Genomic DNA, 21603 nt, shown 5'->3' with positions numbered 1-21603 from the left:
TCGAGGCTCGAGGCGAATTGCCTCGGTCCTCAACATAGGAAACAGCGCTGGCGGTTGAGTCACTTCGCGCTTGGCCGGAGGGTTACCGCGCGAGCGGTTTAGTCCTCTGGCCGACCTCTGCCCGATGCCGCCGCGCGCCTGAACCCCGACCCGCGCGTCGCGCAGCGGACCGTAGCCGACCCATTCCTGCCCATCAACACCACAACGGATGAAAGGCGGCTTTCAAGGTACAGTGGCCATTCGTCAAAAGTACGCCGGACGGCGAGTGATCGGGCAAAGCGGGCTTTCGACGAAAGCCGCTTTAACCTTCTCAGCATGCCTGCTTTCCGGAAACGGGACGGGTATTGCTGCAGAGTTTCTCTGGTTATTGGTGACCCATTTCATCCTTTCGACGTCTCTGAAAATCTACATGTGACTCGGCTTGATTAATATCGACCGGTCACTAGAATGGTTATTAACAGACTCAACCAACTTATACGCAGGCCTTCACCTGAGAGTCAGAGAATCGAAAACTATTTTTTGCGTGTAAGTTGATATTATTATTGCGTGATGCAAATTTCGCCGGGCTGTTGCTAGGGCGATGCGTTCCTGATCCGGGCGAGGGACATACCGGGATGATGCAATGTCTGCGAAGATCACTAGAGAGATTCTTGAAAGCTATCTGACGTGCAGGTACAAAAGCAGCTTGCAACTGGCGGGGGAACGGGGTGTCGCGTCGGATTACGATCTCCTGCTTAGGGAGTCAAGAGATCGAGTGCGGAAAAACGCTGCCGCCAAGTTGGTTTGCGATAAGCAGCGGGATTTTCTGCAAGGCGTCGTCGTCACGCTTGAAGTCCTGAGGCGCGGAGTGTCCCTACTGCTGGACATGACCTATGAAGAAGATCAACTGAAAATTCTTTTTGATGGCCTACAGCGATCGAATGGATCATCGCGACTCGGCGACTTCCATTATATCCCCATCCTGGTTTACGAGGGCAAGCGGCCAGGTAAGGAGCAAAAGGCCTTGCTTGAATTGCTCGCCTTAGTCTTGACGGCCGTTCAGGGAAAAGAGCCTCAATGGGGCATCTTAATTTATGGGCGAGACTGTGAAATCCATAAGGTGAAACTGGGCAGAGGCATCGCACAGGCCAACCGAACTTTAAAACAAATTAAGGAGTCCAGAGAGCCTGAAAATGAGCCGAAGTTAAGATTAAATCCACATTGCCAGATTTGCGAATTTCGAGATCGATGCCACGCTGAGGCAATGTCTAAGGACGACCTTAGCTTATTGAGGGCAATGAGCGAGAATGAGGTGAGCAAGTATAACCGTAGAGGAATCTTCACGGTCACCCAGCTATCGTGCACGTTCCGGCCGAGGAGGCGTGTCCCTCGACAAAAACAACAGGATCAGCCCCACCAACATGCCTTGCAAGCTTTGGCAATCCGGGACAAGAAGATTTATGTGCTAGGTTCCCCTGAACTGCCGGTCAGCGCGGTTCGGATTTATTTTGACGTCGAGGGCGACCCAGAAAGAGGGTTCGACTATTTGCTTGGAATGATTGTCGAGGCGGGAGATATCCATAATAAATACTCATTTTGGGCAGACAGGAGCGCCGACGAGCCCTTGATATTTCGGCGATTCCTCGATGTTGTGTCACAGCACGAGGACTTCCATCTATACTCCTACGGCAGTTACGATACAGCCTTCCTGCGTCGCATGATGAAATCCTCGGGAAGAGAGGAGCTTGTAAAGCGCATCTTAGCGCGCTCAGTAAATGTGCTATCGATAATTCGCGCGCACATTTACTTTCCCACCTACTCTAACAGCCTGAAAGATGTTGGTAGATACCTACGTTACGAATGGGCCGAACCCGACGCGTCTGGTATTCAGAGCATCGTATGGCGGAGACAGTGGGAGGACACGCGATCAACAATTCTCAAGAAGAAACTCGTCACATACAACTTCGATGATTGTTTTGCATTACAGAAGGTGACGCAGTTTCTGTATGCCCTTTGTCCTTCGTCGACGCTAGGCGCGCAGGCGGTGGAAAGCGTTGGCGGCTATGAGGTCTCCCTCGTCGAACAAATCGATCCGCAATTTAAGAGACCGGATTGGCGTGAAGTAAATTTTGCAATCAAAGATTTCGACTTTATCAATGAGCGCGCATACTTTGACTACCAACAGGATAAGATATTTATCCGAACCGACGCGGCCCGCAAGCGCAGAATGGCACTGCAGCAGAGTACAAGAAAGAGAGGAAAAAATCGATTACCAGTAAGCCGAAACGCGAAGATTTCTTGTCAAAAATGTCCATCGTGCGGAGGATCCGACCTGAGAATCAAACCGGATGGTCGGTTAGCTCGCCTGGCATACGACCTTATATTTTCGCCAAGTGGAGTAAGGAGGCGTGTCACGCGTTATACGACCTCATGGCATCAGTGTAGTTTATGCAAGACTGAGTTTCTACCAGAGGAATATCTTGCTTTGGAAGAACACTGTCACTCACTCAAGAGTTGGGCCATCTATATGCACGTTGCCCATCGGATGACCTTCAGTGGAATCGCTGAAACATTATACGACTGCTATGGATTGCCCCTTTACACGCCTGATATTTGGTCATGGAAGGCCTCCTTGGCCCAATACTACGAACCAACATACAATCTCCTCTTGAAGAGGATGGTTGCCGGGCCCTTGATCCACGCAGACGAAACGGATGTTCACCTTGCGCGTGTAGGAAAGGGCTACGTTTGGGTTTTTGCCAGTCTGGACGAGGTCGTTTTTATTTATCGAAAATCACGGGAGGGAGGCTTCTTGCCAGAACTGCTTAAGGATTTTCGGGGAGTATTAGTTTCCGATTTTTATGCCGCCTACGACTCCATTGATTGCGAACAACAAAAATGTTTGATTCACTTGTTGAGGGACTTCAACAACGATCTCATGAGTAGTCCTTGGGATGAGGAGTTGAAGGAACTCGGATCGCAGCTTGGTGTACTGCTAAGGACCATCATAGCAACGGTAGATCGTTACGGCCTCAGGCGACGTAATCTTCACAAGCATCGACGGGATGTAGATATCTTCTACGAGCTTCTTTCGAAGCAGCAGTGGCGGTCCGAATTGGCGGAAGCGTATCGAAGAAGGGTGATTAAATACCGAAACAAATTGTTCACTTTTCTGGATCACGACGACGTGCCTTGGAACAACAACAATGCGGAACATGCTGTGAAACGATTCGCAAAATATCGAGCAATGGTCGATGGCCGATACAGGGAAGCAGGGCTCCATCACTACTTGGTGCTATTAAGCATATATGTCACTTGTGAGTTCAAGCGAATCGACTTCCTGAAATTTCTGCTTTCGCGGGAGACTGATATCGACGCGTACGCTCTGACCAAGTCCAATGGAACACCCGCCCCACAAGTGGAAGTCTACCCGGCTGGTGTCCATTGGAGACATCCAAGCCGGAAACAAACGTGGGAGCGGCAGGTCTCGCAGAGACAGCGCCAAGCCTCTCCCAAGGGAGCACTGTAAAAATCGGACGAGATGAGCGGCGACCAGCCGTCACCATTGGAAGCCGGATTCCAATTTCATTTGGCCAATAACGTCTGCTCGCCTATTACTCCACAAGCAGTCAGTCAACCGCAATCCGCGAGAATGCGCCATCTTTCGCAAGGAACCCTATCATGCGACGCACGGAGCCAGAAGTCGAACGGCGGTTATCGGGGTGGACGACGCGCTCGAGTGTCTCGGTTCAGAAGCTACCGAGCGACGCCTTTTGGCCGGCTACTGCCGTTGCGCTCCCGCCAGACTCGCAAACAAGGGGGGCGCTGCGCGCGTGGTCCAGTACCAACACCGGCTGACACAACGTCATGGCTCGGCTCAGCGGAACCGTTAACCCCGGATTGTCGGCGGCGACTCAAACGTGATACAAGATAGCCGCACGTCTGGCGCAGGCCGGCAACGTCATCCACATCTAGTCATTCTTGGAACATTCAGAACATGGCAACAGGTACCGTCAAATGGTTTAACGATGCAAAGGGTTTTGGGTTCATCTCGCCGGACGATGGCAGCGATGACCTGTTCGCGCACTTCTCCGAGGTTCAGGGAAGCGGCTTCAAATCGCTTCAGGAAGGTCAAAAGGTCAGTTTTGAAGTCAAGCAGGGTCCCAAGGGGAAGCAGGCGGCGAGCATCAAACCGCTGTAAATTTTCTGCTCAGCGAACGCGTCCTATCAGGGCAGCGATCAGGCCGATGCGTGATCGCTGCAGGTGCGGAGCAGGACGTCGAAAGGGGGCGCGCGCCTCCGCCTTTGCTCAACGATCGAGGAAGGGCCTCAACTTGTCAGCGCAACTGGGATGCATCAGTTTGCGCATCGCCTTGATCTCGATCTGACGGATCCGTTCGCGGGTCACGTCGAACTGCTTGCCGACCTCTTCAAGCGTGCGATCAGAGGTCGTATCGAGCCCGAATCGCATCCGCAGGACCTTGGCCTCGCGCGGCGATAACCCGTCGAGCGCCTCATCGATCGCGACGCGCATATTCGCGTGAATCGCGGCCTCAGCCGGTGAACTCGCCGAGACATCCTCAATCATGTCGCCGAGCGTTGCGTCGGCGTCGTCGCCCACTGGGGTCTCGAGCGAGACCGGTTGCCTCGCGCTCCTGAGGATACTGCGCACTTTCTCCTCGGACATCTCCATGCGCTCGGCGAGGATGGCGGGATGCGCTTCCTGTCCCGTCTGTTGGAGGAATTCGCGCGAAATCCGGTTCAGCTTGTTGATCATCTCGATCATGTGAACCGGCACACGAATGGTCCGCGCCTGATCGGCAAGTGCACGCGTGACAGCCTGCCGGACCCACCAGGTGGCGTACGTCGAAAACTTCCAGCCGCGCCGATATTCGAACTTGTCCACCGCCTTCATTAGGCCGATATTGCCTTCCTGGATCAGATCCAGGAACTGCATACCCCGGTTCGCGTATTTTTTGGCGATTGAAATGACAAGCCGAAGATTCGCTTCGATCAGCTCTCGCTTGGCCTGCCGCATCTTCGACTCTGCGGCAGTCATCTGGCGGTGGATCTGCTTGAGCTGTTGGAGCGGCAGGGAGACCCTGGCCTCAATGTCGATGAGTTTCTGCTGGCCAGCCTGAATGGCCGGCAGATGGCACTTGAGTGCCGCGCCAAACCGCCGCGAAGTCGCGGCCATGCGGCTGGTCCATTGAAGGTCGGTCTCGTGGCCCGGGAACGACTCGACAAACAGCTCGCGCGGCATGCCGCAGCGGTCGACGGCGATCTCCAGGACGCTGCGCTCGATCGCGCGAACCTCAGTAACCTGTTCGTGCACACTGGCACACAGGCGGTCGATAGTCTTGGCCGTAAAGCGGACCGGTGCCAGTTCGCGCTGGATCTCCGAGCGCAGTTTCGCAACGGCTGCAGAACGGGCTCTCCCAGTAACGGGAGCATCCGGCAACTGTTCGAACAGTGCCCGCACGCGCGCGAAAATCGCAAGACTGTCGACCGTGAGTTGTTCGAGGCGGGCTGCGTTCGCTTTTTCCGGATCCCCAGCGTCCGTTTCAGCATCATCACCGTCCGAGTCGTCATCGGAGGCGGCTGCGTCAACTTGAGCGTCATCGGATTCTGGCGCCACTTCGCTTTCGTCCATATCGCCGCTGATGCCATCAACCACTTCGTTGATACGCAGTTCGCCGGCTACGATGCGGTCCACATCGGCAAGCATCGTGGACACGACGGACGGACATGCCGCGACCGCCTGAATCATCTCCTGCAGGCCGCATTCGATGCGCTTTGCGATCTCGATTTCGCCAGCGCGAGTCAGCAGTTCACTCGTGCCCATTTCGCGCAGGTACATCCGGACCGGATCAGTCGTGCGGCCGAATTCGGAATCGACGGTCGACAGTGCAGCTTCCGCTTCCTCGTCCGCCTGATCGTCGGATGCCGCCGCAGGCGCGGTGTCGCTTAACAGGAGCATGTCCGCGTCCGGCACCTGCTCGTATACGTTCACCCCCATGTCGCTGAACGTGCTGATGATGGTCTCCATCGCAGCCGTTTGCGTAAAGTTATCGGGCAGATGATCGTTGATGTCCGCGTGGGTGAGATAGCCGCGCTCGCGGCCAAGCGCGATCAGCGCGCGCATCTGGCGTTGACGCTCCTGGTCCTGGCGCGCCATGGCCATGAGGTCCAGCGGTGTTGCGACCGCCTGGATCTTTCCTTTTGGAGAGCGGCGACCGGTCTTTGATGCGACCGCAATACTGCGCGATGCTGAATCGTCGCGAACTGGATTTGCCAATACACTCTCCTCGACGGATTGGCCGACGATCGTCGCAGACATGACGGCTGGTCAAGCCAGTCGAGGAGCGAACGAAATCGTGGAATGACGCACGGACAGTCGAGGCTGGAAAGCCTCTCACGAAGTCCGGTGTGCGCGGAATGGGGGATTGTGAATCCTACCGCAAGAAGTTGTGCATTGCAACATACGAGGGCTACGGCTTCGTCGATGCCAAGTGCATCAGTATGTTTAGTGCAACCTGCAAGGTGCGATTGCCACTGCCTTGCCAATACGTGCTGTTCTGCCAGCTGCTCGAGCTAATCCCCGGGGAAAAATTAGCTGTAGCGCACATTGCGTATCTGTCTCAGTCCTCTTAATGCATCCGATAATCGCGCGTGCCATGTAGCGAAGCAGCAAATTATCTTGTTGCCGCTATCGCTCGCGGAAAACCAGGCGGACCTGACCGCCGAGCGGCAGGCCCACGCCGCGAACCAGGCCAGATTAGAGGCGGGGCGGGCAGAACTGGAGGCGGCGGGCCGCCAGCTGACGGAGCTGCGGTCCCGATTCTCGACCGAGCTGGGGCGCGCCCGCGAGCAGGTGAAGATTGCCAAGGAGCGGGCCGAGGCCAGCGAGCGGCGCGCGCCGAGGCGGAAGCCGTGCTGGCGCACCAGGCGCCAGCAGCATCGCACCTGCCGCGCGAGCGGGAACAGCGGCGCAAATCCGGCGGCCCGGTACCGACCGATAGCGAAGCACAAAACGAAAAGCCGGCCGACGGGAACGGGGCGCCTACCGGCTCGAACCCGGAAGATAGAGTAAAAACTGAGCGAGCGGCGGCGATCCGCTGGATCCGGGACCAGATAGCCAACTACGACCTGACCATGGAGGAACTGCGGGCGGAAGTGCTTTGATCCGCCGCCCCCCCCCGCCAGCGCCGCCGGTGGTCTGTTACCGCAGGCAGCAGGCGGTCAATGCGGTGCAGTGCGTGGAGTTTTACCAGGTCGGATAGCGGCCGGTTATGCATCACCACAACGAGAAGGACCGCCCGCGGGCGGTCCTGGGTGCGAAAACGCCGTGGCCGCCGGCGTTTCCGTTGCTGTCTGACGGTTCAGTGCTGCAGGGCCTGGACAATGCCACCGACATTGTTGATGGTGTTCGTCATGGTCTTCAGGTCGACATTGGTGCGCGTCGACGCATCGACCTGCGTGACCGGAGCGAAGATCGTGTTGGGACTCGCAAACGACACGCCGCTGCCGCCCACGATGGCGTTGGTGCCGGAATTCACGAAGATGCTGCCACCGCGCACGGCGTCCATCTTGGCGTGGTCGAGGTCTTGTTCGAGCGGGAGGTTCTGGATGGTCAAGGACATGATGGTCTCCTGGGTAGGCTGGATGAACGAGTGAGCTGGTTGGGGAATTAGTGCTGCACGGCCTGCACGATGCCGCCGACGTTGTTGAGCAGGTTGCTGATGCTCGTGAGGTTGACGTTGGTGCGGGTCGAGGCATCGACCTGGGTGACCGGGGCGACGATGATGTTGGGGCTGGCGAAGGACACGCCGGAGCCGCCCATGATTGCGTTGATGCCGTTGTTCAGGAACAGGCTGCCGCCGCGCACGGCGCTCATCCTGGCGTGGTCGAGGTCTTGTTCGACGGGCAGGTTCTGGATGGTGAGGGACATGATGGAACTCCTTGAGGGTGCTGGTCTGATTTTGGTTTAGAGGGCATCGGGTGTTGCGCTCGCAGTCATATACGCATGGGGTGTGCCAGCTCTCGCTCCAGTCCATCAATGAACCATCAAGTTATTGAAAATAATAAAGAAAACGTCAGGGTGGTGCTTGTGACCGTGTGGTGCCCCTGCCGGGACGTGTTGGATGGTCGCAGACATGTTCGTGGTGAGTTGTCTGGATGAAGCAGACATCAAAGGACACGCCAGACTCGGACCAATGCAAGGTAGCCGTCTGTGAGAGCATCGATCATCATCCGCGCTGCTCCAGTACAGCTGCCAGGACCCCTTCGGCCTCCGAGTTCGCGCGGGAAGGCGTAGCGCAGGGGGGCGCCGCCGCCGGTGGTCAGCCTATCGCTGCCAAACTGACGCGCTACACTCGCACGCTATGCCGGCAGCCTTTCGGGGCCAGTATCACCCCCCCGGCCGCCGGCCGTGGAACGCGTCGTCCAGGAGCGCCCAGATGCCCGTTGCGCACAGCGTGCGCGTGTCGGGGTACTGCGCGTGCAGCGCCGGTTCGGGAAACTGCAATTCCAGCCATTCATGGGGAATAGATTGACGTCGAGCAGCCCAGAATGGGGCCGGGCCCGGCCAAAGGCAACATAGACTTTCTCCCGGGCATAAACTGGAAGGAGGCGGCCGCTGTGTGTTATGGCGCCCGGCGTTTCTGTTAGCCGCCGGACGAAATCCCGAGCGTTCCGGGTGCCAGCTGCGCAGCGATACCCACGCCACGCGGAAGCTGCCGTCCCAAATGCCATGAGTTACATTCGCGCACCGTTCACTGAGGATCAGGTCCAGAAGCTCAACGAGAACCAAGTCGGCCTCGGTGGCCCGGTTCGGCGCGCCTTCATCTGCAGGAGCAGCGCCGATCATCGCCATGGAGTCGAAGGTGGCGTCCCTGGCATTCTGATTGCCACCAAATACGGCTGGGTTTGCCCACACTGCAATTACAAAAGGGACTGGGCATTCGCGATCATGGCGACCCGGTTGACTCGCCCGGCGACCGCCGTCCAATCCTTTGTCTATACGACGCCCTCAATTGAGAAGGCCAACATGCTCCTCGGTCAATATGAACGGCTTGCAACAGCCGAGCGCCCAGGCGCGGCCGTGATGGTTGCCTGCATCAAGAATCGCATCGAGGAAATGTCGCTCCCCGGATTCGGCACTATCGAGCTCAACGAGATTCCCACTGACGCGATGGTGAGACAATCCCAAGGACGCAATTACCAAGTCGTCTCGGGACAAGCACATCTCCAAGCCGCCCTGCGCCTGACCGGTCGCGCGCTGGTGACGGATGCCGTCACCCATGAGCAGTTACACGTCCATGATATTGACGGCAAACTGTTTGCCATTTCGTCTGACGCCCAGGCAGTGCTGGACTCAGAAACACTTACGGCGATCGAACGCGCCAAAGCCGGCCCGCGCGCGAGACGCGCATGAACTCGTTTCGCTGTACGCCGCACTGAACTCGAATGGCGCGGATCTCGGCGCGAAGAGTGGGAGTCAGGGCGACACCATTTTGGCGGAGTCTCCTACAGGCCGACTTGGCCGAGCTGCGTGGCCGCCCTCTACGCGAAACCTCCCTCCGGCGGCGCCCACAGGTGCTCGACTATCTGGGCCGCTACACGCATCGGGTCGCGATCTCCAATCACCGCCTGTTGATCTTCGACGGCCACGGCATCACGTTCCGCTGGAAGGACTACCGACAAGGAATCCGTGTGCAAGACGATGACACTCACGCCGATGAGTTCATCCGTCGCTTCCTTCCGTCGCGGGGGTCGATTTCGGCGATTCGGCGCGAAGGGCGTGCTTGTTCGTCCCCACGTTGACGAGGGACATTTTCCAGATTCGATGCACGGGCTTCCTTCGTTAGTCGCTTGGAGCGTTGCCCAGGGCCACAGCGGTGACGCGAGACGGTGAATCGGCCACGCCGGTAGTTTGCCAAATTGCCGACCTCATGCGGTTCTTGGCTCTATTTTCATCGCACTCAGGTGGATTCCATCGATTTTTTCATTGAATGATGGTTTATGATCATAGTGATTAACATTTTTGCGTTTATGCTTGATTGGTTTTAAACTATCTCCTGTCATCCATCGATTGGAAAGGAAACTCATATGGCATCCTATAAGGAACTGATGTCCCAGAAGCAGGCCCTCGAAGCCCAACTGGAACAGGTACGCGCCAATGAAGTAGCGGGCGTCATCGAAAAGATTCAGGGCTTGATGGCGGACTATGGCTTGACCGTCGAAGACATTGCCAAGCGCCGTCGCGGCCGTCCAGCAGGCGCTGTCGCGAGCAAGCCGAAGTCGGTGCTGCCCCCCAAGTACGTCGATCCCAGGACCGGAAAGACCTGGTCCGGCCGTGGTCGCCAACCGGCTTGGCTCGGTAAGAACCCCAAGCGATTCCTGATTGCCGAAGAAGCCTAATTCTCCGCTTCCGGCCCTCAAGTCGTTTATTTGCCCCTGCCCACAATGCAGGGGCTTTGTTTTTTGAGAGCAGCACCATGTCCCTTGATGCGATTCATGCCGAGATCATGCTTGCCCGGCCGTACCTGATTGCTCGCGAGCGCACAGAGATGGGTATAAGGAACGGATATTCGTATTGGCTGCGGGTTCCGCCCAGCAAGGAGGTGCGTGTCATCCGTCTTTCGCAAGAGGACGGTAGCTTTGAGCTCGTGCGTTCGGCCAGCGAGCGCAAAACCCTTGCGAAAGTTCGACAGCGTTTCTCTGGCTCCGTAGCCGAGCTCCTGGCCATCATCGATGAGCAGATCGAAATTATTCGAAAACCCGAGCGTTAGTCACTTTCCCCCGCTGACCCCGAAACTGGTCAGCGATTGGATGGAATGGGTCGCATGGACTCGACGGTTGTTGAGTCCATGGACATGCGTGCAGCGGATGCTGGGGTCCGCGGTGACACGTCTTCGGCACAATCTCAACGCGCAGTCGGCGATAACCGACGGGGTCAAGACGGCAGTTTCACCGTCCAATCTCTGCAACGGCATAGCGTCGACATTGCCCGATGCAATCGGAGTCGCGAGGGATTCTCCGCGACAATAGAGCAACGCGAAGGGCTCACAAAAGCGAGCGGCGTTACGCAATACGGCGCATGGCCTCAAGCATGGAATACCCTTGACTGGTCAGGCGAGGGTGGGCATTGGCGCTGCCGTGGCCGTGCTCCATCGTCACCAGTTTGTGGACCAGCAAGCCGTCCAACTGTTCCGGTTCGAGATCGTCAATGTCTTGCGCATCGCCAAGCAGTAGCAGCGCGGCGATTTCATGCGGACTGAGCATGTCGGGGCTCCTTAGTCGGGAGGACGGAAAAAGGAACTACGACTGCTGGTCCGTGGACGGAGTTCCACGGAGGATGACAGGAACAACACTGAGTGAACTCGGTGCGAGGACGCGCTGGGTATGCGCACACCGAGCATTGACACTAAATGCTCTTGTCCCCGGAATCAAGCGCTACGTGTGCTGCGATGCAGCGGAGCGAAGCTGCAATCCACCGGATCGTTGGTGGATGTTTCAGCCATTTCGCAACCCCATGGTGAGCCCCGAATCACTGCAAGTTGTGACAAGGGTTATACTCCGCGCTCCAACGAATAACGGGATCATCAACATGGTCGCAGCAACCAAAGCAACGACGCCGACGAGCGCGGTTACCAAAAGGAAGCCTGTCACAAAGAAGCTGACGGCACCGACGAAGAAGGCGAGCGTGCTCGCACGTGAAGCCCAGGCAGCGAAGAAGCGTTTGCTGAAACTGCGTGCCGACTCGAAGAAGGCCATTGAAGCGGCAAAGCGGGAGGTCGTGAAAGCAACGGAAGCCGCAAAGTCCGCAGCGCGTTTTGAGAAGCAAGCCGCAAAGGACAAGCTCGCGGCGAAGAAGGCGAAGGCTGCTGGGGTCAAGAAGACTTCCGGCAAAGCTGCCGCCACGAAGGTCGCCCCGAAAAAGGCTGCCGGTAGCAAAACCAATGCGACTGCTGCGCCGAAGAAGGCAGCGGTGAAAGCGGTGACGAAGAAGCGCGCCCCGGCGAAGACAGTGGCGCCGGCCGTCGCGGCCCCCGAAGCTTCGGCGTGATCTTTTGCCTCGACCGAGTCGGTCCTCGGCAACTGGTCGATTGAAGCAGGGCGGGTGCACACCGGGCCAATTTGATCGCCTCGGCAGGCCGAACTGAGTTCGGCCTGTTCTTCACCAGCAGTATCCCGCCTCCGGGCCGCGCGTACCCATTTCTGCGATCAGGAAGAGGGGCGTCGGCTGATGATGCGGACATCTTGCATGCCCCTGTGCAGCCAGTTTATCGGCGTGGTGCAAGCCATGAAATCAGCCCAGAGATCCGTGGCTCCTTTGCATTGAGTCATGTGACGACGCTGAAATTGCCAATCGCCGCGCTCCACATGACACTGGATGGTCGGCGCGGCGCACCGGGCGAGGGATTGCGTGCCCGGGGAGCTTGGCGGATACTGAAACCGGGCGCCTGACATCAGGTGCCCGACTTCTTCATGGACGTTCCACAGCTCTCTTCCGCGAGGTGGAGAGCTTTTTTTGCCCTGTCTGAGTGCGTGCAGAAGCGAGAAGGAACCTCGACCCGTTATCGCGTACGGATGTAGGCCTCGAAGAGGCCCGGGTGCAGGCCGCGTAAGTCCTTTCGCCGTTCCACCAAATCATGCTGGCGGCCTTGGCGCTCAAGGGTCAACAACTCCAGCATGATCCGCATTCCCTGTTCGGGTAATGTGCCCGTCGAGGGCTCGGACGAGCGTAAGAGGGCAGCAAGTCCGGGTTTTTCGGCCACCGACCAGGCGGGAAAATAGCATAGATCCTCTATTGTGCCGTCCCCGTCAAAAGTCGCATCGAACCGCCGGCGCAGCGCCAGCAATGACGAATCACCGAGCGTTTGCATGAGCGCGCCGAGCTTCTTCGGGGACAGCCAAGCAAGCTCCGCCAAAAGCGGCCACGCCGGATCCAGCCCCTGAAGCCGGTAGACCGTCTCGGCCATCCACGCGAGCGTGATTGGCATTCTCCGCCATGACTCGATTCGCTTGATGCTGTCACATGCCGTCGTCCACTCCGCTGCGCGCATCCATAGCGGTGCTGCATGCCATTCGGGCATCTCCCGGTGAAACGGTAATTGAGAGGCGGCCCGGGCGAGGGCGCGCCACAGCGGTCGGCACCAAGCCATGCCCGCTGCGTCGCCGAATGCTCGGCGCGCTGCCGGCATGCACGGCAAACACCACGCTTCGCATGTGTCGCGCAGTGCCGCGTGATTCGTGAAGTGTCCGTGGACGGGAGACTCGAGCCCGCCGACAAGGGTCTGCAGGGTCGGGATAAGCGCATCGTCTGGATACTCCGCGCCCAGGCGCTGCAGGGCTTCACGCCCGGCGGCGGCATTGCGTTGCTCAAGCGCTGTGAGCACGTCGTTGCGAAGCATGACATCGCGGCCATCTTCGAAGAGATCGAGCTGATTCGTCACGGCGTTCCCGTTGGTCGTCAGATTGCACCCCTGCAGGACTGGCCCCGACATCGCCGGGACCACAAGTTGTCAGGGATGGTAGCTGCTGCCACGACGACGGGCAATCCGCTACCGTCCAGCCATGTCAGTGTGCGAGATAAGAGCTACCCCAGAAGTGCCAAATCCAGGCGCCACTCACGGCGCAGATCTGCGTGGCAAGGCGTTACTCCGTCCACACCGCATCGACCTCCCGCGTGAGATGTCCCGCGAGGATGTAGTCCCCGAGCATCTCCGCTTTTTTCTCCAGGCGCTCCAAGTCAGCCGCTGGCAGCAGGCTGAGTTCAAATTGGCAGTAAAGATTGCGCTGACGGAACGTCAACTTTGGGCGACTCAGTCCGGCAACGAGTGCCGCGGGCGAGTTGACGGCAATACTCTCATGGCCGCGATACTGGACACGTTTGCCCAGCTTTTCGCCCAGCCTGCCCAGTTCAATCGCATCCTGCCATCCTGACTCGTAGTCCAAATCCACGACCGTGACGCCCTCTGTTTCCAGGAGCTTTAGTGCTTCGCCTTTGGTCGCAGCCAGAGCTGTCGCCATTACCCGCCTCCACCGCTAGAAGGGCCTGTGGCGATTCGCGCGCTTCTACGGCCCAGATTCATATTGCATAGCAACACATTGTAAACGGGGCAGTCAGGTCTTCTCGTCCGGCGTGCAGGCATTGACTTGCGGATGAAGTCACCTTGCGCGGGCGCAGTCCCGGTTATGCATTCGACGCACGCTTGATCAGGTACATTGGTGATCATTCCGACGGCCCATGGTCAGGTCATCGATCCGCCCGTTCCACTCAAACCAAGTCACCTATCCCGAACGAGCGATGTCTGAAGGCCATGTATTGATTTGCGGTGACCCCCATGGCGAGTTCGGTCCGCTGATCGAAAGCGTCCACCGTCACCGCCCCGAGGCAGTGGTGCTTGCTGGTGACATCCAGGCGAAGCGCCCACTGGATGAAGCGCTCGCCAGCATCCTTCCCTTGACGCAAGTGTGGTGGATTCCGGGCAATCACGACACCGACAGCGATGCCGACTACGACAACCTGTTCGGCTCGGGCCTGGCCGACCGGAATCTGGATGGGCGGGTGGTCACAATCGCGGGGCTTCGGATTGCCGGGTTGGGGGGGATTTTTCGCGGCCAGGTCTGGATGCCGCCTGAACCCTCGCGCGTAGAGAGCGAGTCTGACTATCTTGCCAAATGTGGGAAGGGGAACTACTGGCGGGGCGGCCTGCCGCGGCGCCATCGCAGCACGATCTTCCCGCAGACATACAACGCGCTATCGCGTCAGCATGCGGACGTCCTGGTCAGCCACGAAGCTCCGGCTTGTCACCCACACGGCTTCGAGGCGATTGACACGCTCATCGAAGCCATGGGCGTGCAACGCGCTTTCCACGGCCATCACCACGAATCCACGGTTTATCCGAACACAGGACCGTGCCGATTCTTCGGTCTCAGTGCGTGCGCGGTGGCCACGATCGACGGAGACTTCTTGCACGGCGCCCCGACTTATCAAGACGAAACAGGCTCGATCGACCGTTGAGATTCGCAAGCCACGCGACTCGGCGCCCGCGGGGCGGGTCAAAGATTGGCGCACTCTCGGATCACGCACGAAGGTCAGAACGGCCGCGGGTCAGCAAGACGCCGGCAGATTCGGCGGCCGAGGGTGCATGCGGCGGCCGCCGCCGGCAAGTTGGATGCGCTGGTTGCCAGATCGTAGCGCGACAAAAAAACAGCTCTCGATCCGATGGAGGAGAGCCGCAGGACGTCCAAGAAGAAATCAGCCAACACCTTTCGGCGCCGACCGCTCTCAGTATCCGCCAGGTTGCCGTTGTCGGCAATCCATCGCCGTGCTGTTCGTCTGTGCGCAAAAAGAACCCGCGCTCACCAGGGAAGGGGCGCGGGTGGTAGCAGGCCAAGCGTAGCAGGATACGGCGATATAAACATTGCGCAACTCTGGATTAGGAGCCATTTTTCCCGGTAGTTCTTTTGCCAGCGAGCAGATTGTCACGCAGCGAACAGACAATTGAGCGAGGGGCGGCGCATCCGGATCGCGCATGCCCGCCTCGATTCGATGCAGTGAAAGCCGGGGCGTTGAAAGCGGAATGCAAGAGGCGAACCAATCACACGTGCACACGGAGTGGAACCACGATCGTCTTTACCAAAACGGGCGTCATAGAGCGCCTGACAGCGATCTCCACAGAGTCGTTCTGCGCGTTCAAGGGATGGATAGCCGCCCAGCCAGGGGTGCCAGAGGAGAAGCGCAAGTTCTGCCAGAACCTGTCGACGCTGCCGGCCAAGCTCGACGACGGCCTCGAGCTTAGCCCCTGAGTTCGGCAGTCGTTGGCAGATGCGAATGTGGTAATCGTTCATCTGGCCGAAATCCGTGGGTGCGTGACCTCGCATGCCTGGAGACCCTATAGAGGACCCGATCGATCACCACAAATCGAGCAGCGGCAATGGCGACTGCGCGAACTTCAAGGTAAGATCTCGCGCTTCGCTAAAGGGCCGGACGCCGTGTTGGTTGCAGGCAGCGGACTCATAATCCGCCGGAAATTTCCCACCGTGGGTTCGACCCCCACCCGGCCCACCATGCTTGCTCTTAACGGGTTGCGTCGCGACTGTCTGCACGCCGCCGCAGCGCACCTGCAACCTCACGCCGGCGCTGACCGGCGTGATGAGGCCCAGGTGCACACGTTCACGCTGGCCGGCGGGCGATCGGCAACTCAGTGGACTATGTCGCGGAGAAGACATCGAGTAGCTGCTACGGCTGCGGCAAGCAAATCCGGAGGCGCGGCATCGGTACCGCGATGGGTTCGCGAAAACAGCAGCCATCACGCTGCGCAAATGCTTGTTCACGATCAAGTACTGGCGCGCCTTCTTGTCGCAGCCTTTTTCGGGGTTGCAGTTGCAGGCGAGTTCGCCACGTTTGTTTTCTTGGCCAGGACGTCGCCAGAGGTGGATTTGCGTGGCCCGGCAGATGGCTTGACTGGTAACGCCTTTGTTGCCGATTTATTGTCCTTTGCAGCCTTCACGTTCGCAGGTGGCTTGCGGGTTGTCGAGACCGCCGACGCCTGCTTCGCTGTCACCTTACCTGCCGGTGGCTTTAAGTCCGCTACGTTTGCTTGACCGGCAACAACAATGCCTGAGGTTAATTGGCGTGGCCCCGCGGATGGCTTGACTGGCACCTTCTTTGATACCGATTTCCTGTCCTGCGCAGTCTTCGCATTCGCAGGGGACTTACTGGCTCTCGTGACGGCGGACCTGGTCGCCTTCTTCGCTGCCATCTGACCTGCCGGTGGCTTGTTACGTCCGGCAGCCGGCTTCGGCGGTGGGTAAGCGTCGGCCATCTCGATCCCAAACACATCCGCCACCAAGGCGTCGTCGAGCACCTTGCTGGTGGTGGGTCGTTTTGTGGATTTGGGCAAACCAGCACCGGCCTGCCTGACGAGATCGCTGGCGTCGACGCCGCGCAAGGCGAAGAGCAAATCCGGCTGTTGATCGAGCCGCGCGCCGACGCCGTAGAGTACGGCAGCAACGTGCTTGCACATCGACGCCCAGTCCGGACAACTGCAATTGAACTTGATTTCTTTTGGCACCGGGAACAGGCCGGTGCCAGGCTTGCAGATGCGCTCCATCACGGATGTCGAGAGCTTGCCCTGCAAGAGTTCCACGATCGAATCGATCGACCCGGCGCAATCGGTGCCGATCGCTCGCCATTGCTTTGCAGGACACGCCGTCACAGCGACAGCGACGGTGTAGAGGCTCGAACCCATGACCTGCGCGCGGACTTCGCCTGCCGTAATCTGAAGGTCGATCACGGAACCATTGCGCACATAGGTACGGCCGCGCGGCAGGCGGTTGGCATAGTCACTGTAGCCTTCCAGATTGTCGCACCAGGCCTTGCCCCAGAAGGTCTTGGCGATGGCACCGCGATACGACGCGATGGGCGACAGGACCGCACCGGCCTTCGTCGCCTTCGCGGCAGCCAGTTCCGCCTTTCTTCTGCGCTCGGCGACCGAGACATAGGGCTTCCACCCCCCGTAACCGTAACTCATTGTGGTTCCTCTTGACGATCAGTTCTCTTGCGCGGCATGCACGTCGAGTTTCACGAGATCGAGCAATTCGCGATCGCTCATCTCGGTCAGCAGAAGTTCTGCACCGCCCTCCAGCACGTCCTTCACCAATTGCTGCTTCGTTTCGATCAACTGGTCGATACGGTCCTCAACCGTGCCCCGGCAGATAAACTTATGCACCAGGACGTTCCGCTTCTGGCCGATACGAAATGCGCGATCCGTCGCCTGGTTTTCCACGGCCGGATTCCACCAGCGGTCGAAATGGATCACGTGCGACGCCGCGGTGAGATTCAGGCCGGCCCCGCCGGCCTTGAGCGAAAGCACGAAGAAGGGTATCAGTTCGTCTTCCTGGAATCGCTTGACCAGTTCGCGGCGCTTGGCGACCGGGGTGCCGCCATGGAGCACCAGACCTTCGCGGCCAAAGATCGACCCCAGAAATGCCGCCAGCGGCTCGGTGGTCTCGCGGAACTGGGTGAATACCAGCACCTTCTCCTGCTTGGCGGCAATGACTTCGGCCAGTTGGCGCAGGCGGGCAAACTTGCCGCTGTCTTCCGCCTGCCAGGCTGCGTCGCCCAACCACTGCGACGGATGGTTGCAGATCTGTTTGAAGCGCATCAGGAAGCTGAGCACGACCCCCTTGCGACCAATGCCTTCGGCGTCTTCCAGCGCGGCGGCCAGATCCATCACCGCACGCTGATACAGTGCCGCCTGGCTCGGGCTCAGATGGCACCAGGCCTTCAGTTCTGTCTTGTCCGGAAGGTCGTCGATGACCCGCTTGTCGGTCTTCAGGCGGCGCAGGATGTAGGGCCGCACAAGCGTTCGCAGCGGACCGAAATGCTCGGCCTTCGCCAGTCGCCTGGTAAAGTTGGCAAAGACTTTGTCTGAGCCCAGCAACCCGGGGTGGGTGAAATCGAAAATCGACCACAGATCGGACAGGCGGTTCTCCACGGGGGTTCCGGTCAGTGCGATGCGCGACTGGGCCTGGAGCTGCTTGACCCGCCGTGTTTGTTTCGCACCCGGATTCTTGATCGCCTGGGCTTCGTCGACGATGGCCACGCGCCATTGGATGGTGCCCAATACCGGCTGGCGCAAGAGCGAGCCAAAGCTCGTGATGACGAGATCAATGTCTGCCAGCCGCGCGGGGTCCAGCGCACGCAAATCGGCCGCCGGCATGACTGACGGATGGGCGATCAGTACGCGCAAGCCGGGGGCAAAGCGCTCGGCCTCTGCCGCCCAGTTGGCCAGCAGCGATGCGGGGGCGACCAGCAGACTGGGCTGCACTTCGGCGCTTTCGCGCTTCAGCACGAGCAGCAGCGAGAGCACCTGCATGGTCTTGCCCAGGCCCATATCGTCCGCCAGGCAAGCACCCAGTCCGAGCCGGGTGAGCAGGTACAGCCAGCGCACGCCGGCCTCTTGGTAGGGCCGCAGGTTGGCCTTGAGGTCCGATCCCGGGCTGACCTGCGCCAACCCGTCTGGCTGACGCAGTTCCTGCAGGATGTCGGCCAGCCAGGGCCCGGCAACCAGTTGCGACCAGTCGCGGTCCGCGGGGTCGGCGCTGTCGTCGAGCGAAACCCCTGCCAGCAGGCGTAGGGCCTCATTCAAGGGCAGACCGCTTTGCGCCGCCTTTTCCATGGCTTCGAATCGCTTCAGGAGGCGACCGAGCTTTTTCTTGTCCACCTCGACCCAGCGACCCCGGATGAGCTGCAAGCCGTCGGCGCCTTTGAGCAAATCCCTGACCTCGGCGGCGTTGAGACATTCGCCGTCGAGGGAGACCTCCATGTTGAAATCGAGCAATGCATCCTTGCCCAGCAGTGAAGGCGGTCGTGCTCCGACGCTGGCTTTCACAACGGGACGGGCAGGGCGGCCTGCTTGCCAGACGCCTGGCATGCGGACGACAATTCCGGCGCCGTCGAGTTCGGACAGGTCCGAGAGAAAGCGATAGGCGTCGACGGGCGTCCATCGAAGCGGATGGTAGATCTCGCCGGTATCCACCATCTCGCGCAGCCAATCGCAGTGTTCCGCGGCGCGCTGCACCGGCAGCAGTAACGACAGGAGCTGTGCCTTGCTCCTGGCCCCCGAAAATTCCGCCAGGGCTTGCGACAGTGGCTGATGTTGCGCTTTGCCGTGAGCCGATACGCGCGCGGTGTAAGTCGCCAGAAAGGCGAACGGGAACTCCGGGTCCCGCCGATTCTCGGCGAGGTTGAAATGCACCCGGCCGACGAGATTCCAGGCCGGGTGGCGCGATTTGAGAAATTCCTGAAGCGAGACGTTGGCGGCCGCCAGTTCCTGGTGCAAGGCCGTATCGATCTGGCCCCACAGCGTGGCCAGCACCTCTGGCGTCAGATACTCGCCGCCCGTCATCGGCGGCGCGTCGGCAATCATGGCCTCAAGATCTTCGGCCGCCGGCGTTGCGACCTCGATCTCGCCGTCCTCGGGCGTCGCGCACAAGGCGGTGACATAGCGCGCGGCAAAATCCCGCCACCAGGCCCATGCCGAGGGCAAGATGTGGCCGATTTCCGCCGCGCCCAACTGCAGCAGGCCATGGCCCGCGCCCAGTGCAAAGGCACGCTCAAGCCGCAGTCGCGTCTCATCGACCAAGAGGGGCGCGCCGTCCTCGGGCACCGCAAGCAGATGGCCGCCGGGCGTCAGGTGTGGCACCAGCATGTCGGAAGCCGTCAAGGGTGCCCGTCCCGATTGCCGTGTTGCTGCAAGCGTTGAGGGCGCATGTTCTTCAAGGAGGCGGCTGTGGAATTCACTAGCAGGCCTTCCGGCCTTCGAACGGGGCGGGGGTGCGTCTAGTTTGACCGAATGATCGATCGACCCACCGCTTGGGGTAGTCCTAGCCGCAGCATTGCCCATGTCTTGTGTCCTGTCTTTGCATCTGCTGTATGACAATCTCATTCCTACCAATCACGCATGGACCTTCGCTCCGGCTCTGCCGCCGGCTGCACCACCTTCACGAAACCGCGAACCTTTCACGACTGATCTGTTATACAATCAAATCTGAGCAAAAAACAGATCATGACGCCTAACTATAAGAAGCCCTTCAGTCAGTTTGTGAAAAAGGCCCATAAGCCACTTCAACTGGCCATCCTGGACGAAGTGGAAGTGGTCTGTGACGACCCAGACGTTGGGGAAGCGAAGCTGGGCGATCTGGCGGGGATCTGGGTCCACAAGTTCAAGTTCAACCGCCAAGAATACTTGATCGCCTATCGACCCCCAACCCCAGAGCAGCGGGCTGAAGGGATTGACGTTGACCTGTTAATGATCGATTTTTACCAGGTCGGCTCGCATGAGAACTTTTACAGCGCGCTCAAGAAGTACCTGAAGGCAGAGAGGAAAGCATGACCATCATGACCGCAGAAGAGCTGATGAAGAACCTTGGCAAGATGCCCGCTCACGAGCGGATCAAGTTTTTCGCCCTGGTGGGTCAACAGGCCTTCCGCGACGAGAACCAGAGCCACGAGGAAGTCTTCGGTCATTTGGCCGAAGACGACTTTACGGCAGCGGAAGCCGCCGAGTACCTGGAAGTTTCGATGGCCACTTTCCGCCGCTTCGTGCGCGACGGCAAGCTGGCGTCCCATGCCGAAGTTGGCCGCAGCCAACTATTTGCTGTGGCCGACCTGAAGGCCTTCAAGCGCCAGCGCAAAGCCGTCAAGGGCTGAGGACTTCCCGACAAGTTCCGAGGTGCGATGATCACGCGGGACCGAGCTCACTTCGCAGTCCGTTTCGCCGCGGCGTTTTACTGACCGTCTAACGGCCCAGGCGGGGTAGCAATTTTCACGCTTGAAAGTAAGTCGCCTAGCCACCCGAGTATTGCATACAACACTTTTATGCCCGGGCATCACCGACGCGCCTCGCCAACTTGAGTCGGCAAGCAGGATGGTCCGCGCCCATCGCGACCGAGATGTCTAATGGCCAAATACACCACATATTTTACATAATACGCATTATGCGGACTGTTGGTATGTTCTGAGGTGTTGCGTGCAGGACGGTCTGGAGACTTCAGTTACCACAACGTAAATGTGCTTTTATGGTATCTTTCGCCGTTGCGTTTTGT

The 21603-nt window shown here is 59.0% G+C and carries 20 protein-coding genes, 1 tRNA gene and 1 pseudogene; 12 read left to right on the top strand and 10 right to left on the bottom strand.

All coding sequences use genetic code 11. The features are described from left to right. Positions 1-622: 622 nt before the first annotated feature. Together KHO41_RS38725 and KHO41_RS38720 are read left to right on the top strand one after the other, a co-directional pair. The gene (locus tag KHO41_RS38725) at positions 623-3508 is read left to right on the top strand and encodes a TM0106 family RecB-like putative nuclease (protein ID WP_211958503.1); all 2886 of its coding nucleotides are present in this window, start codon (positions 623-625) and stop codon (positions 3506-3508) included. 468 nt (positions 3509-3976) lie between these two features. Further along, a complete protein-coding gene (locus KHO41_RS38720; protein WP_211958502.1) occupies positions 3977-4180 on the top strand; it encodes a cold-shock protein in 204 nt (67 codons plus the stop codon). Positions 4181-4288: 108 nt separating this feature from the next. On the opposite strand, the gene rpoD is transcribed toward KHO41_RS38720, so the two are convergent. Continuing rightward, the gene (gene rpoD, locus KHO41_RS38715; RefSeq protein WP_211958501.1) at positions 4289-6319 is read right to left on the bottom strand and encodes an RNA polymerase sigma factor RpoD; all 2031 of its coding nucleotides are present in this window, start codon (positions 6317-6319) and stop codon (positions 4289-4291) included. Positions 6320-6912: 593 nt separating this feature from the next. On the opposite strand from rpoD, the gene KHO41_RS38710 reads away from it, so the two are divergent. Then, positions 6913-7164: a hypothetical protein gene (locus KHO41_RS38710; RefSeq protein ID WP_211958506.1), complete on the top strand. Its 252-nt coding sequence runs from the start codon at positions 6913-6915 to the stop codon at positions 7162-7164. 197 nt (positions 7165-7361) lie between these two features. Here the strand turns inward: KHO41_RS38710 and KHO41_RS38705 are convergent, their stop codons facing one another. After that, a complete protein-coding gene (locus KHO41_RS38705; protein WP_211958500.1) occupies positions 7362-7622 on the bottom strand; it encodes a hypothetical protein in 261 nt (86 codons plus the stop codon). 47 nt (positions 7623-7669) lie between these two features. Continuing rightward, complete coding sequence (locus tag KHO41_RS38700) at positions 7670-7930, bottom strand: hypothetical protein (RefSeq protein ID WP_211958499.1); 261 nt, start codon at positions 7928-7930, stop codon at positions 7670-7672. 801 nt (positions 7931-8731) lie between these two features. Here KHO41_RS38700 and KHO41_RS38695 point away from each other — a divergent pair. Both KHO41_RS38695 and KHO41_RS38690 read left to right on the top strand, forming a co-directional pair. Next, positions 8732-9415, top strand: coding sequence for a hypothetical protein (locus tag KHO41_RS38695; protein ID WP_211958498.1), 684 nt, complete (start codon positions 8732-8734; stop codon positions 9413-9415). A gap of 126 nt (positions 9416-9541) precedes the next feature. Next, positions 9542-9741, top strand: a pseudogene (locus KHO41_RS38690) (transposase); the annotation flags it as partial. A 189-nt stretch (positions 9742-9930) separates the two neighbouring features. Here KHO41_RS38690 and KHO41_RS38685 read toward each other — a convergent pair. Then, the gene (locus KHO41_RS38685; RefSeq protein WP_211958497.1) at positions 9931-10089 is read right to left on the bottom strand and encodes a hypothetical protein; all 159 of its coding nucleotides are present in this window, start codon (positions 10087-10089) and stop codon (positions 9931-9933) included. Between KHO41_RS38685 and KHO41_RS38680 the strand changes: the two genes are divergently transcribed. Further along, positions 10090-10401: an H-NS histone family protein gene (locus KHO41_RS38680; RefSeq protein ID WP_211958496.1), complete on the top strand. Its 312-nt coding sequence runs from the start codon at positions 10090-10092 to the stop codon at positions 10399-10401. Positions 10402-10478: 77 nt separating this feature from the next. Next, positions 10479-10772: a hypothetical protein gene (locus KHO41_RS38675; RefSeq protein WP_211958495.1), complete on the top strand. Its 294-nt coding sequence runs from the start codon at positions 10479-10481 to the stop codon at positions 10770-10772. Between the two features lie 292 nt (positions 10773-11064). Here the strand turns inward: KHO41_RS38675 and KHO41_RS38670 are convergent, their stop codons facing one another. Then, positions 11065-11265 carry a hypothetical protein gene (locus KHO41_RS38670; protein ID WP_211958494.1) on the bottom strand — a complete coding sequence of 67 codons (201 nt, stop codon included), beginning with the start codon at positions 11263-11265 and terminating at the stop codon, positions 11065-11067. 325 nt (positions 11266-11590) lie between these two features. On the opposite strand from KHO41_RS38670, the gene KHO41_RS38665 reads away from it, so the two are divergent. After that, entirely contained in the window at positions 11591-12049 is a 459-nt protein-coding gene (locus KHO41_RS38665) for a fumarate hydratase (protein ID WP_211958493.1), read from the top strand. A 511-nt stretch (positions 12050-12560) separates the two neighbouring features. Here KHO41_RS38665 and KHO41_RS41515 read toward each other — a convergent pair. Both KHO41_RS41515 and KHO41_RS38655 read right to left on the bottom strand, forming a co-directional pair. Further along, positions 12561-13439, bottom strand: a complete 879-nt coding sequence (locus KHO41_RS41515; protein ID WP_244874240.1) for a hypothetical protein — start codon at positions 13437-13439, stop codon at positions 12561-12563. Between the two features lie 202 nt (positions 13440-13641). Beyond that, entirely contained in the window at positions 13642-14016 is a 375-nt protein-coding gene (locus tag KHO41_RS38655) for a PHA-granule associated protein 4 (protein WP_211958492.1), read from the bottom strand. Positions 14017-14293: 277 nt separating this feature from the next. Here KHO41_RS38655 and KHO41_RS38650 point away from each other — a divergent pair, with 277 nt between their 5' ends. Further along, positions 14294-15010 (top strand): metallophosphoesterase family protein, encoded by a 717-nt coding sequence (locus tag KHO41_RS38650; RefSeq protein ID WP_211958491.1) that lies wholly within the window; start codon positions 14294-14296, stop codon positions 15008-15010. A gap of 464 nt (positions 15011-15474) precedes the next feature. Here KHO41_RS38650 and KHO41_RS38645 read toward each other — a convergent pair whose 3' ends face one another. After that, positions 15475-15840, bottom strand: coding sequence for a hypothetical protein (locus KHO41_RS38645; RefSeq protein WP_211958490.1), 366 nt, complete (start codon positions 15838-15840; stop codon positions 15475-15477). 132 nt (positions 15841-15972) lie between these two features. Between KHO41_RS38645 and KHO41_RS38640 the strand changes: the two genes are divergently transcribed. Next, positions 15973-16060 (top strand) — tRNA-Ile (locus tag KHO41_RS38640). Positions 16061-16328: 268 nt separating this feature from the next. Here the strand turns inward: KHO41_RS38640 and KHO41_RS38635 are convergent. Both KHO41_RS38635 and KHO41_RS38630 read right to left on the bottom strand, forming a co-directional pair. Continuing rightward, positions 16329-17525 carry an SWIM zinc finger family protein gene (locus tag KHO41_RS38635; RefSeq protein ID WP_244874239.1) on the bottom strand — a complete coding sequence of 399 codons (1197 nt, stop codon included), beginning with the start codon at positions 17523-17525 and terminating at the stop codon, positions 16329-16331. A gap of 18 nt (positions 17526-17543) precedes the next feature. After that, positions 17544-20207: a DEAD/DEAH box helicase gene (locus tag KHO41_RS38630; protein ID WP_211958504.1), complete on the bottom strand. Its 2664-nt coding sequence runs from the start codon at positions 20205-20207 to the stop codon at positions 17544-17546. Positions 20208-20564: 357 nt separating this feature from the next. Here KHO41_RS38630 and KHO41_RS38625 point away from each other — a divergent pair, with 357 nt between their 5' ends. Then, entirely contained in the window at positions 20565-20891 is a 327-nt protein-coding gene (locus tag KHO41_RS38625; RefSeq protein ID WP_211958489.1) for a type II toxin-antitoxin system RelE/ParE family toxin, read from the top strand. Continuing rightward, positions 20888-21208, top strand: coding sequence for a helix-turn-helix domain-containing protein (locus KHO41_RS38620; protein WP_211958488.1), 321 nt, complete (start codon positions 20888-20890; stop codon positions 21206-21208). Before KHO41_RS38625 ends, KHO41_RS38620 begins: the two co-directional genes overlap by 4 nt. The last annotated feature ends 395 nt before the right edge of the window (positions 21209-21603 follow it).

The organism is Cupriavidus numazuensis (assembly GCF_905397435.1).
Classification (GTDB): Bacteria; Pseudomonadota; Gammaproteobacteria; order Burkholderiales; family Burkholderiaceae; genus Cupriavidus; species Cupriavidus numazuensis.
This window is presented reverse-complemented; position numbering and strand designations above follow the sequence as displayed.

Coding starts and splice junctions, on each gene's coding strand:
- KHO41_RS38680 (WP_211958496.1), top strand. CDS start 10,090: ATGGCATCCTATAAGGAACTGATGTCCCAGAAGCAGGCCCTCGAAGCC.
- KHO41_RS38650 (WP_211958491.1), top strand. CDS start 14,294: ATGTCTGAAGGCCATGTATTGATTTGCGGTGACCCCCATGGCGAGTTC.
- KHO41_RS38655 (WP_211958492.1), bottom strand. CDS start 14,016: ATGGCGACAGCTCTGGCTGCGACCAAAGGCGAAGCACTAAAGCTCCTG.
- KHO41_RS38700 (WP_211958499.1), bottom strand. CDS start 7,930: ATGTCCCTCACCATCCAGAACCTGCCCGTCGAACAAGACCTCGACCAC.
- KHO41_RS38705 (WP_211958500.1), bottom strand. CDS start 7,622: ATGTCCTTGACCATCCAGAACCTCCCGCTCGAACAAGACCTCGACCAC.
- KHO41_RS38645 (WP_211958490.1), bottom strand. CDS start 15,840: ATGAACGATTACCACATTCGCATCTGCCAACGACTGCCGAACTCAGGG.
- KHO41_RS38695 (WP_211958498.1), top strand. CDS start 8,732: ATGAGTTACATTCGCGCACCGTTCACTGAGGATCAGGTCCAGAAGCTC.
- KHO41_RS38670 (WP_211958494.1), bottom strand. CDS start 11,265: ATGCTCAGTCCGCATGAAATCGCCGCGCTGCTACTGCTTGGCGATGCG.
- KHO41_RS38635 (WP_244874239.1), bottom strand. CDS start 17,525: ATGAGTTACGGTTACGGGGGGTGGAAGCCCTATGTCTCGGTCGCCGAG.
- KHO41_RS38685 (WP_211958497.1), bottom strand. CDS start 10,089: ATGAGTTTCCTTTCCAATCGATGGATGACAGGAGATAGTTTAAAACCA.
- KHO41_RS38625 (WP_211958489.1), top strand. CDS start 20,565: ATGACGCCTAACTATAAGAAGCCCTTCAGTCAGTTTGTGAAAAAGGCC.
- KHO41_RS38720 (WP_211958502.1), top strand. CDS start 3,977: ATGGCAACAGGTACCGTCAAATGGTTTAACGATGCAAAGGGTTTTGGG.
- KHO41_RS38665 (WP_211958493.1), top strand. CDS start 11,591: ATGGTCGCAGCAACCAAAGCAACGACGCCGACGAGCGCGGTTACCAAA.
- rpoD (WP_211958501.1), bottom strand. CDS start 6,319: ATGTCTGCGACGATCGTCGGCCAATCCGTCGAGGAGAGTGTATTGGCA.
- KHO41_RS38725 (WP_211958503.1), top strand. CDS start 623: ATGTCTGCGAAGATCACTAGAGAGATTCTTGAAAGCTATCTGACGTGC.
- KHO41_RS38630 (WP_211958504.1), bottom strand. CDS start 20,207: ATGCTGGTGCCACACCTGACGCCCGGCGGCCATCTGCTTGCGGTGCCC.
- KHO41_RS38620 (WP_211958488.1), top strand. CDS start 20,888: ATGACCATCATGACCGCAGAAGAGCTGATGAAGAACCTTGGCAAGATG.
- KHO41_RS38675 (WP_211958495.1), top strand. CDS start 10,479: ATGTCCCTTGATGCGATTCATGCCGAGATCATGCTTGCCCGGCCGTAC.